Below are 14,321 nucleotides of genomic sequence, written 5' to 3' on the forward strand. Positions count from 1 at the left end.
CGCCACAGGATTGAAGGACACCAAGGAACCGAACCCATGACTGACACCCAGAACCGCGTGTTGATCTTCGACACGACCCTGCGCGACGGCGAGCAGAGCCCCGGCGCCACGATGACCCATGACGAGAAACTGGAGATCGCCCAGATGCTCGACGAGATGGGCGTCGACATCATCGAGGCCGGCTTTCCGATCGCCTCGGAAGGCGATTTCGAAGCCGTGCGCGACATCGCCGAAGTGACGAAGAACGCCGTGATCTGCGGCCTGGCGCGCGCCAATTTCAAGGACATCGACCGTTGCTGGGAGGCCGTGCGCCACTCCGAGCGGCCGCGCATCCACACCTTCATCGGCACGTCGGAGCTGCACCGCGCGATTCCGAACCTGACGATGGACGAGATGGCCGACCGGATCCACGAGACGGTCACCCACGCCCGCAACCTCTGCGACAACGTCCAGTGGTCGCCGATGGACGCCACCCGGACCGAGCACGACTACCTGTGCCGCGTCGTCGAGATCGCCATAAAGGCCGGCGCCACCACGATCAACATCCCCGACACCGTGGGCTACACCGCCCCCCGCGAGAGCGCGGACCTGATCCGGATGCTGCTGGAACGCGTCCCCGGTGCCGACGAGATCGTCTTTGCCACGCATTGTCACAACGACCTCGGCATGGCGACGGCCAACGCGCTGGCCGCCGTCGAAGCCGGTGCCCGGCAGATCGAATGCACGATCAACGGGCTGGGCGAGCGCGCCGGCAATACCGCTCTTGAAGAGGTGGTCATGGCGCTCAAGGTGCGCAATGACATCATGCCCTACACCACCGGCATCGACTCCCGGAAGATCATGAACATCTCGCGCCGGGTGGCGGATGTTTCGGGTTTTCAGGTGCAGTTCAACAAGGCGATCGTGGGCAAGAATGCCTTCGCGCATGAAAGCGGCATCCACCAGGACGGGATGCTGAAGAACCCCGAGAACTTCGAGATCATGCGCCCCGAGGATGTGGGCCTGTCCGCCACCAACCTGGTGATGGGCAAGCACTCCGGCCGCGCCGCGCTGCGCGCCAAGCTGCAGGATCTGGGCTACGACCTGGGCGACAACCAGCTCAAGGACGTCTTCGTGCGGTTCAAGGAACTGGCCGACCGCAAGAAGGAGGTCTACGACGACGACCTGATCGCGCTGATGCGCGATGCCGGTTCGGAAGTCGACGACACGCTGAAGGTGAAGTTCCTGCGCGTGATCTGCGGCACCCAGGCGCCGCAATCGGCGGACCTCGTGATGACCGTGGACGGCGTGGACCACATGGTCTCCGCCAGCGGCGACGGCCCGGTCGACGCCACCTTCAACGCGGTGAAGCAGATCTTCCCCCACAACGCGCATCTGAAACTCTACCAGGTCCACGCGGTCACGCGCGGCACGGATGCGCAGGCCACGGTCACCGTGCGCCTGGAGGAGGACGGCCGGATCGTCACCGGTCAATCGGCCGATACCGACACCGTCGTGGCCTCCGCCAAGGCCTATGTCGCCGCCCTCAACCGCCTGATCATCCGCCGCCAGAAGACCGGCACGGACCAGAAGGAAATCACCTACCGCGACGCGGTGAGCTGATCCTTCCCACGGCTGTCAGTTCCGGCGGCCCGAGCGCATGTGCCCGGGCCGCCGCCACCGCAGCCTCCCCCAAAGATGCCACCGACAGCAACGGCGACGCCCCGGGAGATTGCGGCGGATCAACGCCGATACCCTTTTCTTTCGCCCTTTCGTATGGTGTTTACTAAGCCTATAAGTCATCCGGCCCGCGGCGAGGGGAGTCGCATGGGCCTTTAAGGCAATGGAAAAACAAGAGCAGGACAGGACATGGCGCTGTTTGGTGGGTTGTTCTCCTCCGACATGGCAATCGACCTCGGGACGGCGAACACGCTTGTCTATGTGAAGGGCCGGGGAATCATCCTCAACGAGCCCTCCGTCGTCGCCTATCACAACAAGAACGGACGCAAGGAAGTTCTGGCCGTCGGCGAGGATGCGAAGATGATGCTGGGCCGCACGCCCGGCTCGATCGAGGCGATCCGGCCGATGCGGGAGGGCGTGATCGCGGATTTCGACACCGCGGAGGAAATGATCAAGCATTTCATCCGCAAGGTGCACAAGCGCACGACCTTCACCAAGCCCAAGATCATCGTCTGCGTGCCGCACGGCGCCACCCCTGTCGAGAAGCGGGCCATCCGCCAGTCGGTCCTGTCCGCAGGCGCCCGCCGCGCCGGGCTGATTGCAGAGCCGATCGCGGCCGCCATCGGCGCCGGCATGCCGATCACCGACCCGACGGGGTCGATGGTCGTCGACATCGGCGGCGGCACCACCGAAGTGGCCGTGCTGTCGCTGGGTGACATCGTCTACGCCCGCTCCGTGCGGATCGGAGGCGACCGGATGGACGACGCCATCGTCTCCTACCTGCGCCGCCAGCAGAACATCCTCGTGGGCGATTCGACCGCCGAACGGATCAAGACCTCGATCGGCACCGCCCGCATGCCCGACGACGGGCGCGGCGCCTCGATGCAGATCCGCGGCCGCGATCTGCTCAACGGTGTGCCGAAGGAGACCGAGATCAACCAGGCCCAGGTGGCCGAGGCGCTCTCGGAGCCGGTGCAGGCGATCTGCGAGGCGGTGATGACCGCGCTCGAAGCCACCCCGCCGGACCTCGCCGCAGATATCGTCGATCGCGGCGTGATGCTCACCGGCGGCGGCGCGCTGCTGGGAGAACTGGACCTCGCCCTGCGCGAGCAGACCGGCCTCGCGATCTCCGTCGCCGACGAATCCCTGAATTGCGTGGCCCTCGGCACGGGCAAGGCGCTGGAGTATGAAAAACAGCTCCGGCATGCGATAGATTACGAAAGCTGACCCCCGCGACCGGCAGGCGCCTGGTCGGCAGAACGTGAGGCCGCGTGGCACGCAACCGTAACGGATCAGACGTGGACTATGTCCGCCCCGTAAGGCGTATCGTCGTCATCGGGCTGATTGCGATTTGCCTCGGCATCTTCCTGCTCTGGCGGATCGACAGCCCCCGCGTCGAACGGTTCCGCGCCAACCTGATCGACCGGGTCGTACCCAGCTTCGAATGGGCCTCGGTTCCGATGGCGCGTTTCGCCGGGATGATCGAGGATTTCCAGTCCTACCAGCGGATCTATCAGCAGAACCAGGACCTGCGCCGCGAACTCCAGCAGATGAAGGCCTGGAAGGAGGCCGCGGTGCAGCTCGAGCAACAGAATGCCAAGCTGCTCGCGCTCAACAACGTGCGGCTGGACCCCAAGCTCACGTCGGTCTCGGGCCTCGTGATCGCCGATTCCGGCTCCCCCTTCCGCCAGTCGGTGCTCCTAAACGTGGGCGCCCGCGACGGCGTCCGCGACGGCTGGGCGACGATGGACGGGCTCGGACTGGTCGGGCGCATCTCCGGCGTCGGCGAGACCACCAGCCGGGTGATCCTGCTGACCGACGCCGCCAGCCGCCTGCCCGTGACCATCCAGCCCTCGGGCCAGCGCGCGATCCTCGCCGGCGACAACACCGCCGCGCCGACGCTCGATTTCCTCGAGGATCTCGACGCCATCGAGCCCGGCGACCGGGTGGTGAGTTCCGGCGATGGCGGGGTGTTTCCCTCGGGCCTGCTGGTCGGCCAGCTCGCTCTCGGCCCGGACGGGCGATACCGGGTGTGGCTTGCCGCCGATTACCAGCAGCTCGAGTTCCTGCGCGTCCTGCGCAGCCACAAGGGCGAGGTCATCACCGACGCCTCCGGGCTGATCGTGCCGCCGCAGCCGGACCCGGAAGCCGAGGCCACCGAGACGCCGGCAGAAGGCGAAACGCAGGCAGGCGCCGATGGTTGACCCGATCACCACACGCACCTGGGGCTACCGCCTGCTCTACACGGCGGTGATCCTTGTCATCGCTTTCATCCAGTTGCTGCCCATCGGGATCGCGGCGAGCAACCTGCCGGGGCCGGACCTGGCACTCGCGGTGACTTTTGCCTGGGTGCTGAGGCGTCCGTCCTACGTGCCGGTCCTGTTGGTCGCCGCGCTCTTCATGTTTCTCGACCTGCTGCTGCAGCAGCCCCCGGGCCTCGGAACCGCGCTCGCGGTGCTCGGGACCGAAGTGCTGCGCTCCCGTAAGGGCGTCTCGCGCGACCTGCCGTTCCCGGTGGAATGGGTCTTCGTGACCGGCGTCATGGTTGCGCTGGTCGGGCTCAACCAGATCGTGCTGACCGTCGCGATGACCGACAGGCCGCCGCTGGGCCTCGCCCTTCTGCGCGCATTGTTTACCGCGGGGGTCTATCCCTTTGTGGTCGCCTTGTCGCATTATGGGTTCAGGGTCGCCGCCGCGGACCCGAACGAAGCCGACGCATTGGGGAGCCGCCTGTGAGACGCCCGCCAAAGGATACCGAGGAAAGTGCCCGCAGGATCACCCGACGCGGGCTGGTGCTTGGCGGCTCGATGCTGGGTTTCATGGGCGTGCTGGGCGCCCGGATGCGCTACATGCAGATCGACCAGGCCGAGCAGTTCCGCCTGCTGGCCGAGGAAAACCGGATCAACATCCGCCTGATCCCGCCCGCGCGCGGCCTGATCTTCGATCGAACCGGCGTGCCGATCGCCGAGAACACCCAGAACTACCGGATCGTCATCGTCCGCGAGGATGCGGGCGATCTCGACGAGACATTCGCCAAGCTGCGCGAGTTGGTGCCGCTCACCGATGACGACGTGGAACGCGCGATGCGCGAGATCCGGCGCCGCAGCCCCTTCGTGCCGGTCACCATCGCCGACCAGCTGGCCTGGGAGGACGTGGCCGAGGTCGCGGTGAACGCCCCCGCCCTGCCCGGCGTCACGCCCGAGGTCGGCCTCACCCGGCATTACCCGCTGGAGGACGATTTCGCCCATGTCGTAGGCTATGTCGGGCCGGTTTCCGATTATGACCTCTCCAAGCTGGAGGATCCGGACCCGCTGCTCCAGATCCCGAAGTTCCAGATCGGCAAGGTCGGGCTGGAGGCGCGGCAGGAAGACCTGCTGCGCGGCTCCGCCGGCACCAAGCGGATCGAGGTCAACGCCGGCGGCCGCGTCATGCGCGAGCTGTCCCGGCAGGAAGGCAAGAAGGGCGCCGACCTGCAGCTGACGGTCGATCACGGACTGCAGAACTTCATCAACGCCCGGCTGGTGGGGGAAAGCGCCGCCGCCGTCGTCATGGACGTGCGCAGCGGCGACGTGCTGGCCATCGCCTCGTCGCCGAGCTTCGATCCGAACCTCTTCGTCCGTGGCATTTCGGTCAAGGATTACAAGGCGCTGACCGAGAACGATCACCGCCCCCTCGCCAACAAGTCCGTCCAGGGCACCTACCCGCCCGGGTCGACCTTCAAGATGGTCACCGCACTGGCGGCACACGAGGCGGGCGTGGTGACGGCCGGGGAAACGATCTACTGCCCGGGCTACAAGCAGCTCGGCACCCGCCGGTTCCACTGCTGGAAGCGGGGCGGCCACGGCTATGTCGACCTTCACGACAGCCTCATGCGGTCGTGCGACGTCTATTACTACGAGCTGGCCGAACGCGTGGGCATCGACCGGATCTCCGAGATGGCGGTGCGGCTCGGGATCGGCGTGCGCCACGACCTTCCGATGTCCGCCATCGCCGAGGGGCTGGCACCGACGAAGGCCTGGAAACAGGGCAACCGGCAGGAAAGCTGGATGGTCGGCGACAGCCTGAACGCCTCCATCGGCCAGGGCTTCGTGCTCGCCTCGCCGCTGCAGCTCTGCGTGATGACGGCCCGGATCGCCACCGGCGAGGCCATCCGGCCCCGCCTGGTCAAGTCGGTCGACACCGAGGAGCAGCCCATTCTGTCCGACGGCCCGCTCGGGCTCAGCCCGACGACCCTGTCGCAGGTGCGCAAAGCGATGTTCTCGGTCTCCAACTCCCGCCAGGGCACGGCCTATCGTTCGCGCCTGCTCCCCGAGGACATGAAGCTTGCCGGCAAGACCGGCACCAGCCAGGTGCGCTCGGTGGTCGTTGACAACAAGAACGTGCCCTGGGAGCAGCGCGACCACGCGCTCTTCGTCTGCTTCGCGCCCTACGACAACCCGCGGATCGCGGTCTCCGTCGTGGTGGAACACGGCGGCGGTGGCTCCACCGCGGCAGCGCCCGTGGCGCGGGACATCGTTGCCCGCGCGCTCTGGGGCGACCTGCCGCCGCTCGACATCTTCCCCTCCGGGGAGCGCGACAGCATCGCCGAGATCTGGGATTCGATGCCCCTGCGCCGCAAGGACGGCAAGACCGGCCGGAGCGACCGCGCATGAGTTACCTGGAGTATCGCGTCCAGACCGTGCCGACCGGTCTGCGCAAGATCCTCTACCTGAACTGGGGCCTGATCCTGCTGCTGACGGCGGTCGCGGCTGTGGGCTTCCTCATGCTCTACTCGGTGGCCGGCGGGTCGCTGCAGCCCTGGGCCGAGCCGCAGATGAAGCGCTTCGCGGTCGGCATGGTGGCTATGTTCCTGATCGCCATGGTGCCGATCTACATCTGGCGGAACGTCGCGGCGGTGGCCTATGGCATCTCGGTCCTGCTGCTCATCGGAGTGGAACTGTTCGGCACCACGGGCATGGGCGCGCAGCGCTGGATCGACATCGGCTTCATGCGCCTGCAGCCGTCGGAACTGACCAAGATCACCGTGGTAATGTTTCTCGCCGCCTATTACGACTGGCTCGACATCCGCAAGGTGAGCCGGATCTTCTGGGTGATCCTGCCGGTCTTCATCATCCTGCTGCCGACCTTCCTCGTGCTGAAACAACCAGACCTCGGGACCGCGATCCTGCTGGTCGCAGGCGGCGGGATCATCATGTTCGCGGCCGGCGTCCACTGGGCCTACTTCGCGGTCGTCGGCGCCGCCGGCGTCGGGCTGGTCACGGCGGTGCTGAAATCCCGCGGCACCTCCTGGCAGTTGATCAAGGACTACCAATTCCGCAGGATCGACACCTTCCTGGACCCCGATTCCGACCCTCTGGGGGCGGGCTATCACATCACGCAGTCCAAGATCGCATTGGGCTCCGGCGGCATCACCGGGCGGGGCTTCATGCAGGGTACGCAATCGCGGCTGAACTTCCTGCCAGAGAAGCACACCGACTTCATCTTCACCACGCTGGCCGAGGAGTTCGGGCTGATCGGCGCGGCCTCGCTGCTGACGCTCTACGCGCTGATCATCATCTTCTGCCTCGCCTCTGCCTTCACCAACAAGGACCGGTTCGCCTCGCTCCTGACGATCGGGATCGCCGCCACCTTCTTCCTGTTCTTCTCCGTGAACATGTCGATGGTGATGGGGCTGGCGCCCGTGGTCGGTGTGCCGCTGCCGCTGGTCAGCTATGGCGGCTCGGCCATGCTGGTGCTGCTCGCGGCCTTCGGGCTGGTGCAATCGGCCCATGTCCACAGACCAAGAGACCGCTCATGAGCCCGCGCATCCTGTTCTCCGCCTCCGAGGCCAAGTGGCACGAATACGAAGGCCATCTGCGGCACAGCCTCTCCGCCGCCGGGATCACCGCGGAGCTTTCGCCCGATCTCGGGCCGCCGGAGGAGGTGGACTACGTTGTCTACGCCCCGGATTCCGATGTGCAGGATTTCACGCCCTTCACCCGCCTGAAGGCGGTGCTGAGCCTCTGGGCGGGGGTCGAGGACGTGGTGGGCAATACGACGCTCCGCGTGCCGCTCACCCGGATGGTCGACAGCGGGCTGACCGAGGGGATGGTGGAATATGCCACCGGCCACGTCCTGCGGCATCACTTGAACATCGACCATGCGCTGGCCCACCAGTCCGGTAACTGGGTGCGCCACGTGCCGCCGCTGGCGCGGCATCGCCATGTCACCGTGCTCGGGCTCGGGGTGCTCGGCGCGGCCTGTGCACGGGCCCTGGCCGGGCTCGGCTTCATCGTCGCCGGCTGGAGCCGGACCCCGCGCGATGTCGAGGGTGTGACCTGCCTGTCGGGGCCGGAGGGGTTGGAGCAGGCGCTGGCGCGGGCCGAGATCCTCGTTCTGCTCCTGCCGCTGACACCGGGCACCGACAGCCTGCTGAACGCCGCCCATCTCGACCAGTTGCCGCCGGGCGCGGTCGTCATCAACCCCGGCCGCGGGCCGCTGATCGACGACGAGGCGCTGCTTGCGGCGCTCGATCGCGGAGACCTGGGCCACGCCACGCTCGACGTGTTCCGCACCGAGCCGCTGCCGCCCGAGCATCCGTTCTGGGCCCATCCGAAGGTCACCGTGACGCCGCATATCGCCTCCGAAACACGCGCCGAAACCGCGAGCGAGGTGATCGTGGAGAATATCCGGCGCTGCGAAGCCGGGCTGCCGCTGCTGCACCTGGTGGACCGCGACCTCGGGTACTGACGTCTGGCGCAGCCGGACCCGCGGCATTATCTGTCCGATCAAGCGGACACGAGAGGCCCAATCCCATGATCGACCCGACCTCCTACGACAACGCCGATTTCATCCCGGACGGACACAGCTATTTCGACCGCTGGGCGGCAGCGGCGGAAGCGTTCCGGTCGCACCACCCGGCCTCGCTGCAGCGGCTCGACACGCCCTACGGGCCGGGTGAGCGGGAGAAATACGACCTGTTTCTTCCCGACGGAGCGGCGGCGCCCGAGGGGCTGTTCGTTTTCCTTCATGGCGGTTTCTGGCGGATGAGCGGTCGCAAGGACTGGTCCCACCTGGCGCAGGGGTTCCTCGGCAACAACTGGGCCGTTGCGATCCCCTCCTATCCGCTGGCGCCCGAGGTCCATATCGCCGAGATCACCCAGGCGATCGCCCGTGCGCTGCCGGTGATCGCCACCGAACTGCCCGGGCCGGTGCTGGTCGGCGGCCATTCGGCCGGGGGGCACCTCTCGCTGCGCATGGTCTGCCCCGATATCCACCTGCCGGAAGCGCTGCGGCGCCGGATCCGGGGCGTGCTGCCGATCTCGCCGCTGGCGGATCTGAACCCGCTGATTATGCTGCCGATGAACGAGTTCCTGCGGATCGACGCCGCGGAGGCGGAGAGCGAGAGCCCGATCCTCCATCCGGAACCTGACTGCGGGGTGCAACTGGAGGTGGGCGGCGCCGAACGGCCGAGCTTTGTAGATCAGGCGATCCGGCTTGCGGATGCCTGGCTGAAGTCCGACCTCACGATCACCCCGGGCCGACACCATTTCGACATCCTCGTCCCGCTGGCCGATCCGCAGAGCGACATGGTGCAACGGGCACTTCGGATGGCGCGCGGCTGAGACCGGACCGGGGATCTCCCCTCGGACCTCGACGCTGGCGCGTCTCGGCCCCTTGGGGCCGGGCGCCGCTGACGCGGCGCGGGGGCTGACCGCCCCCGGGTGGTCCGGGCTAGCTGCCGAACGCCTTCATCCCGGCGAAGTCGATGGTCTCGAGAAGCGGCGTCATGACCTCGACAGGCGCCCCCGAGGCCTGCACCAGGATGCGCTTTTCGATCAGGCCGGTAAGCTCGCCGCCCTGGTCGAGGAAGGCTTCGCCGCCGACGGTGACCTGGCTCCCGCTGGCCAGCGCCCCGAGGTTCCCGAGCAGATCGGCGAAGGCCTCGACCATGGCGTTGTCGGCCATCAGCGTGACGGTGAAGGTATCGTCCCCCCTGGCATAGGAGGCCGCCGCGCCAACGCCGCCTCCGAACAGCGACAGCGACAGCGCCGTGCCCATGTCCGTTCGCACCTCGCGGGTCCAGCCGTCGGGCGCCTCGGGGAGAAAGCCGAGGAGGCCGGCCGCCTTCATCGTGGCAACCAGTTGCTGGGCGTTTCCCAACTCGTCGATCGTATCCTGGATGTTGCCGGCCTCGTAGGCCGCGCGGGCAGCATCGATCGCGTCGAGCACGTCGTCCGCCCGGGCGGTGACCGGAAGGGATAGCACCAGCAGCAGGCTGGCAACGGAAAGAAGGTGAGGCTGGCGCACGTTCGAGGCTCCCGGAGACCCGTTTTGCCCGGATGCTAGACGAGCGCGACGGCCGCCTCAATCGCTGGCGTGCCGGGCGTCGGGGAATTTCTCGCGCCAGCAGGGCACGGGATCGCCATCTGCCGGTTCGGCAAGCCAGACACCGCGGGCGATGGCGCGGGCAAGGCAGGTCGCGGCGGCGTGGCCGAGCGCCATCGCGTCGAGCAGCGGGTCCTTTAACGGCCGCGCGCCGGTGGCCGCGGCAAAGACGAGATCGCCGTCGAGCGGGGTGTGAGAGGGCACGATTGCCCGCGCCATGCCGTCATGGGCGGCGGTGGCCATCCGGGCCGCCTCCGCCTGGGTCAGCTCAGCATCGGTCGCGACGATGGCGATGGTCGTCGCCTGGCCCTTCTTGAGCCCCGGTTCGGCAAGCGTATCGTGGCGACGCACCGGCCCGAGCCCGCCGAATTCCCCGTCGACCTCCCAAGGCCCGGCCCAGAACTCCGGCCCGTCGCCGATCACGTCTCCGAGCGCATTGACCGCGACGAGCGCACCAACCGTCACGCCCGAACTCAGCACCACGGAGGCGGAGCCGAGCCCGCCCTTGAGGCTGCGCGTGGTGGCGCCGGTTCCGGCCCCGGCAGTGCCCAGCGCGAAATTATCGGCCGCGGCGTCCAGCGCCATGCGACCGAGGGTTTTGTAGGGGTTCGCGGTCCAGGACTTGTCGCCACCGTTGAGCAGGTCGAACAGGATCGCGCCGGGCACGATGGGCACCCGCTGGTCCCCCACCGCGAAGCCCCGGCCCGCCTCGCGCAGCCCGTCTGCCACCCCCGAGGCCGCGTCGAGCCCGAAGGCCGAGCCGCCGGAGAGCACCAGCGCATCCACCGTCTGCACCAGCTTGTCCGGGGCGAGCAGATCCGTCTCCCGCGTCCCCGGCGCGCCGCCCATGACATGGACGGCCGCGGTGAAGGGCACGTCGCCGAGGAGCACGGAGACGCCGGATTTCAGCGTCGCGTCGCTGGCGTTGCCGACGCGGAGGCCGGGCACGTCGGTGATCAGGTTGCGGGTTCCCGGACGCATCGGCTCTCTCCCCGCGATCAGATGCAGCGCCCGCCGTCGACCTCGAGCACCGTGCCGGTGATCATGCTGGCCTCGTCGGAGCAAAGATAGCAGGCGGCATTGCCCATGTCCTCGGGCGTGGAAAACCGGCCGATCGGGATGGTGGCGAGGAACTTCGCCCGCATCTCGGGCGTGTCCTCTCCGAGGAAGGAGGCCAGCAGGGGCGTTTCCCCGGCGACCGGGGCGAGGGCGTTGACCCGAACGCCGAATGGCGCGAGTTCGACCGCCATGGCGCGGGAGGCCGTGATCATCCAGCCCTTGGAGGCATTGTACCAGTTCAGCTTCGGGCGGGGCGAGACGCCCGCGGTGGAGGCGACGTTCAGGATCGCCCCGCGCCCGTTGGCCTTCATGTGCGGGACGAGTTGTTTCGCCGTCAGGTAGACCGACTTGGCATTGACCGCGAGCACCCGGTCGAAATCCTCCTCCGAAACGTCTTCCATCAGGGCGGGCATATGGGTGACGCCGGCGTTGTTGACCAGGATGTCGACCGTTCCGAAGGCGGCAAGGGCGGCCGCGGCCATCTCCCTGACGCTCTCGCCGTTCGCAACGTCGGTCCGTTGGGCGGTGCCGCCGATCTCGTCCGCCACCGCACTGGCGCCATCCAGGTTGATGTCGGCCACCATCACCCGGGCCCCTTCGGCCGCGAACTTGCGGGCGATCCCGGCGCCAAAGCCCGAGCCGCCCCCCGTCACGATGGCGGATTTTCCTTCAAGACGCATTGATGCCCTCCCATAATCGGCGTGAACGGATGCAGGAGACACTCCATGACGCTGGACCTCAACCACAATCCGCGCCTCGGCATGGGATGCTGGGCGATTGGCGGCCCGTTCTGGGACGGAGACACCCCGCTCGGCTGGGGCGAGGTGGACGACGCGGAATCCACCCGCGCGATCCATGCCGCGCTCGATGCCGGTGCGCGCTATTTCGACACCGCCTCGGTCTATGGTGCGGGACATTCGGAAATCGTTCTGGGTCAGGCACTTGCCGGGCGGAAGGACGTGGTCGTCTCGACCAAGATCGGCGTCCTGTTCGACCCGGTCAGTCGCCAGGTCCTGGGCACCATCGACACGGCGGAGCAAGCCGCGGCGGAGATCGACGGCTGCCTGGAGCGGCTCGGGCGTGACCATGTGGACATGGTGTTCCTGCATCTCAACGAGATGCCGCCCGAGGAGGCCGCGCCGATTTTCGAGGCGATGGAAGCCGCGCGGCAGGCCGGCAAGATCGGGGCCTTCGGCTGGAGCACGGACTTCCCGGAGTCGGTGGCCGCCACGGGTCACCTGCCCGGCTTCACCGCCGTGCAACACACGATGAACCTGTGGTTCCCGGCCAGCAAGGTGCGCGCGCAGATCGCGCGGCACGGGTTGCTGTCGGTCAACCGGATGCCGCTCGCCATGGGCGTCTTTTCGGGCAAGTACACCGCCGACAGCCTGTTGCAGCCCTCCGACATCCGAACCAACAGCTTCGACTGGATGGAGTATTTTCGGGGCGGACAGGTCGTGCCCGAAGTGCTGGCGATGCTGGAGGCGGTACGGGAGCTGCTGCAGAGCGGCGGGCGCTGCGTGGCGCAGGGCGCGCTCGGCTGGATCTGGGCGACCTCGCCCGACACCTGCCCGATCCCGGGTTTCCGAACGGTCGCCCAGGCGGTGGAGAATGCCGGCGCGCTGGAGAAAGGCCCCCTGCCCGCCGGCGTGATGGAAGAAATCGAGCGGCTGGTGACCCGCCCGCCCGAAGGGGCTGCGCGAGCCCGGTGAGTTGCTCTCTCAGCCGTGCCGGGTCGCCACCGTCTTGACCTGCGAGAAGGCAAAGAGCGCTTCGAACCCCTTCTCGCGGCCGTGGCCGGACTTGCCGACGCCGCCGAAGGGCAGTTCCACGCCGCCGCCCGCGCCGTAGTTGTTGACGAACACCTGCCCCGCCCGCAGCCGCTTGGCCATGCGCATCTGCCGACCGCCGTTCTCCGTCCAGACCGCGGCGACGAGCCCGAGACCGGTGCCGTTGGCAATGGCAACCGCCTCCTCCTCGCCATCGAAGGGCAGAAGCACCTGCGCCGGGCCGAAGATCTCTTCCTGGGCGAGCCTGTGATCGGGTGCAGCACCTGACAGCAGGTGCGGCGCGACGTAGTGCCCTCCGGCCGGGGCGTCGGCGACGATGCTGCCCTTGGCCAGGCACTCGAGATCGGCGCCGAGCCGGAGGTAGCCCCCCACGATCTCCTTCTGGCGGGCCGAGATCAGCGGGCCGACATCGAGGTCCGCCATCGCGGGCCCGACCCTGAGCGCGGCATAGCGCTCGGCCATCCGCGCCGCAACCTCGTCGAAGAGCGAGCGTTCCACCAGGATCCGGGAGGCGGCCGAGCAGGTCTGGCCCGCGTTCTGGATGCCCGCGTTGACGAGGAAGGGCAGCGCCGCGTCGAGATCGGCATCGGCAAAGACCACCTGGGGCGACTTGCCACCGAGTTCGAGCGTCACCGGCACCACGTTGTCGGCCGCGGCCTTCTGCACCAGCTGGCCGACCGGGTAGGAGCCGGTGAACGAGATGTGGTCGATGCCCGGATGGCCGGACAGCGCTGCGCCGGCCTCCTCTCCCAGCCCTGGCACGACGTTGAGCGCACCGGCGGGCAGACCCGCCTCTTCCGCCAGCCGGGCAAAGGCCAGCGCGGTCAGGCAGGCCTCTTCGGCCGGCTTCAGCACGGCCGCATTCCCCATCGCCAGCGCGCCCCCGACGGAGCGGCCGATGATCTGCATCGGGTAGTTCCACGGCACGATGTGGCCGGTCACCCCGTGCGGCTCCCGCAGGGTGTAGACGGTGTAGCCGTCGAGGTAGGGGATCGTCTGACCCATCACCTTGTCGACGGCACCGCCGTAGAATTCCATGTAGCGGGCGAGCGCAATGGCGTCGTTGCGGGCCTGCGCGAGCGGTTTGCCGACGTCCCTCGCCTCCAGCCGGGCGAGATCCTCGACCCGCTCCAGCACGAGCTGCCCGATCCGGGTCAGCACCCGTCCGCGTTCCAGCGCGGTCGCCCCGCCCCACTCTCCGTCCAGCGCCGCCCGCGCCGCCGCGACGGCCGCGTCGATATCGGATGCGCCGCCACGGGCGATCTCGCCGATCTCGAGGCCGCTCGACGGGTCCTCCACGGGCAACAGGCCCCCGGCCGGCTGCCGCCATGCGCCGCCGATGAACATCTCCCGGCTATCGAACCATCCTGCGGTTGCGTTGGTCATTTGCTCCTCCGTCGATCGGCGCCACTTTGGCACCTCTGGCGCGAGAGACAAGACGTCCGC

At 68.0% G+C, this 14,321-nt stretch carries 13 protein-coding genes; 9 read left to right on the plus strand and 4 right to left on the minus strand.

What is annotated here, in order from left to right; all coding sequences use genetic code 11:
* Positions 1–36: 36 nt before the first annotated feature.
* The 8 genes from CHB86_RS16965 to CHB86_RS17000 all read left to right on the plus strand — a co-directional run bounded on the left by CHB86_RS16965 (position 37) and on the right by CHB86_RS17000 (position 9,263).
* On the plus strand, positions 37–1,602 hold the full coding sequence (locus CHB86_RS16965; protein WP_089234280.1) for a 2-isopropylmalate synthase: 1,566 nt from the start codon (positions 37–39) through the stop codon (positions 1,600–1,602).
* 246 nt (positions 1,603–1,848) lie between these two features.
* Positions 1,849–2,886 carry a rod shape-determining protein gene (locus CHB86_RS16970; RefSeq protein WP_089234281.1) on the plus strand — a complete coding sequence of 346 codons (1,038 nt, stop codon included), beginning with the start codon at positions 1,849–1,851 and terminating at the stop codon, positions 2,884–2,886.
* Positions 2,887–2,930: 44 nt separating this feature from the next.
* On the plus strand, positions 2,931–3,863 hold the full coding sequence (mreC, locus tag CHB86_RS16975; protein WP_089234282.1) for a rod shape-determining protein MreC: 933 nt from the start codon (positions 2,931–2,933) through the stop codon (positions 3,861–3,863).
* Positions 3,856–4,395: a hypothetical protein gene (locus tag CHB86_RS16980; protein WP_089234283.1), complete on the plus strand. Its 540-nt coding sequence runs from the start codon at positions 3,856–3,858 to the stop codon at positions 4,393–4,395. Before mreC ends, CHB86_RS16980 begins: the two co-directional genes overlap by 8 nt.
* Complete coding sequence (gene mrdA / locus CHB86_RS16985; protein WP_089234284.1) at positions 4,392–6,311, plus strand: penicillin-binding protein 2; 1,920 nt, start codon at positions 4,392–4,394, stop codon at positions 6,309–6,311. Before CHB86_RS16980 ends, mrdA begins: the two co-directional genes overlap by 4 nt.
* Complete coding sequence (gene rodA, locus CHB86_RS16990) at positions 6,308–7,456, plus strand: rod shape-determining protein RodA (RefSeq protein WP_089234285.1); 1,149 nt, start codon at positions 6,308–6,310, stop codon at positions 7,454–7,456. Before mrdA ends, rodA begins: the two co-directional genes overlap by 4 nt.
* Positions 7,453–8,388 carry a 2-hydroxyacid dehydrogenase gene (locus tag CHB86_RS16995; RefSeq protein WP_089234286.1) on the plus strand — a complete coding sequence of 312 codons (936 nt, stop codon included), beginning with the start codon at positions 7,453–7,455 and terminating at the stop codon, positions 8,386–8,388. The genes rodA and CHB86_RS16995 overlap by 4 nt, the downstream gene beginning before the upstream one ends.
* A 65-nt stretch (positions 8,389–8,453) precedes the next feature.
* Complete coding sequence (locus tag CHB86_RS17000) at positions 8,454–9,263, plus strand: alpha/beta hydrolase (protein WP_089234287.1); 810 nt, start codon at positions 8,454–8,456, stop codon at positions 9,261–9,263.
* A gap of 109 nt (positions 9,264–9,372) precedes the next feature.
* Here the strand turns inward: CHB86_RS17000 and CHB86_RS17005 are convergent, their stop codons facing one another.
* From CHB86_RS17005 to CHB86_RS17015, 3 genes are read right to left on the minus strand one after another with little or no spacing between them, the layout of a single operon-like run.
* Positions 9,373–9,948 carry a hypothetical protein gene (locus tag CHB86_RS17005; protein WP_089234288.1) on the minus strand — a complete coding sequence of 192 codons (576 nt, stop codon included), beginning with the start codon at positions 9,946–9,948 and terminating at the stop codon, positions 9,373–9,375.
* A gap of 57 nt (positions 9,949–10,005) precedes the next feature.
* Positions 10,006–11,007 carry a P1 family peptidase gene (locus tag CHB86_RS17010; protein WP_089234289.1) on the minus strand — a complete coding sequence of 334 codons (1,002 nt, stop codon included), beginning with the start codon at positions 11,005–11,007 and terminating at the stop codon, positions 10,006–10,008.
* 17 nt (positions 11,008–11,024) lie between these two features.
* Positions 11,025–11,765: a glucose 1-dehydrogenase gene (locus CHB86_RS17015; RefSeq protein ID WP_089234290.1), complete on the minus strand. Its 741-nt coding sequence runs from the start codon at positions 11,763–11,765 to the stop codon at positions 11,025–11,027.
* Between the two features lie 45 nt (positions 11,766–11,810).
* On the opposite strand from CHB86_RS17015, the gene CHB86_RS17020 reads away from it, so the two are divergent.
* Positions 11,811–12,797 (plus strand): aldo/keto reductase, encoded by a 987-nt coding sequence (locus CHB86_RS17020; RefSeq protein ID WP_089234291.1) that lies wholly within the window; start codon positions 11,811–11,813, stop codon positions 12,795–12,797.
* Between the two features lie 9 nt (positions 12,798–12,806).
* On the opposite strand, the gene CHB86_RS17025 is transcribed toward CHB86_RS17020, so the two are convergent.
* Entirely contained in the window at positions 12,807–14,261 is a 1,455-nt protein-coding gene (locus CHB86_RS17025) for an aldehyde dehydrogenase family protein (RefSeq protein ID WP_089234292.1), read from the minus strand.
* Positions 14,262–14,321: the final 60 nt, after the last annotated feature.

The sequence above is a fragment of the Tropicimonas sediminicola genome (genome assembly GCF_900188335.1).
GTDB lineage: Bacteria > Pseudomonadota > Alphaproteobacteria > Rhodobacterales > Rhodobacteraceae > Tropicimonas > Tropicimonas sediminicola.

Bases quoted from the DNA above. Each gene is read 5' to 3' on its own strand.
- CHB86_RS16965 (WP_089234280.1), top strand. From the start codon at position 37: ATGACTGACACCCAGAACCGCGTGTTGATCTTCGACACGACCCTGCGC.
- CHB86_RS16970 (WP_089234281.1), top strand. From the start codon at position 1,849: ATGGCGCTGTTTGGTGGGTTGTTCTCCTCCGACATGGCAATCGACCTC.
- CHB86_RS16980 (WP_089234283.1), top strand. From the start codon at position 3,856: ATGGTTGACCCGATCACCACACGCACCTGGGGCTACCGCCTGCTCTAC.
- rodA (WP_089234285.1), top strand. From the start codon at position 6,308: ATGAGTTACCTGGAGTATCGCGTCCAGACCGTGCCGACCGGTCTGCGC.
- CHB86_RS16995 (WP_089234286.1), top strand. From the start codon at position 7,453: ATGAGCCCGCGCATCCTGTTCTCCGCCTCCGAGGCCAAGTGGCACGAA.
- CHB86_RS17000 (WP_089234287.1), top strand. From the start codon at position 8,454: ATGATCGACCCGACCTCCTACGACAACGCCGATTTCATCCCGGACGGA.
- CHB86_RS17010 (WP_089234289.1), bottom strand. From the start codon at position 11,007: ATGCGTCCGGGAACCCGCAACCTGATCACCGACGTGCCCGGCCTCCGC.
- CHB86_RS17015 (WP_089234290.1), bottom strand. From the start codon at position 11,765: ATGCGTCTTGAAGGAAAATCCGCCATCGTGACGGGGGGCGGCTCGGGC.
- CHB86_RS17020 (WP_089234291.1), top strand. From the start codon at position 11,811: ATGACGCTGGACCTCAACCACAATCCGCGCCTCGGCATGGGATGCTGG.
- CHB86_RS17025 (WP_089234292.1), bottom strand. From the start codon at position 14,261: ATGACCAACGCAACCGCAGGATGGTTCGATAGCCGGGAGATGTTCATC.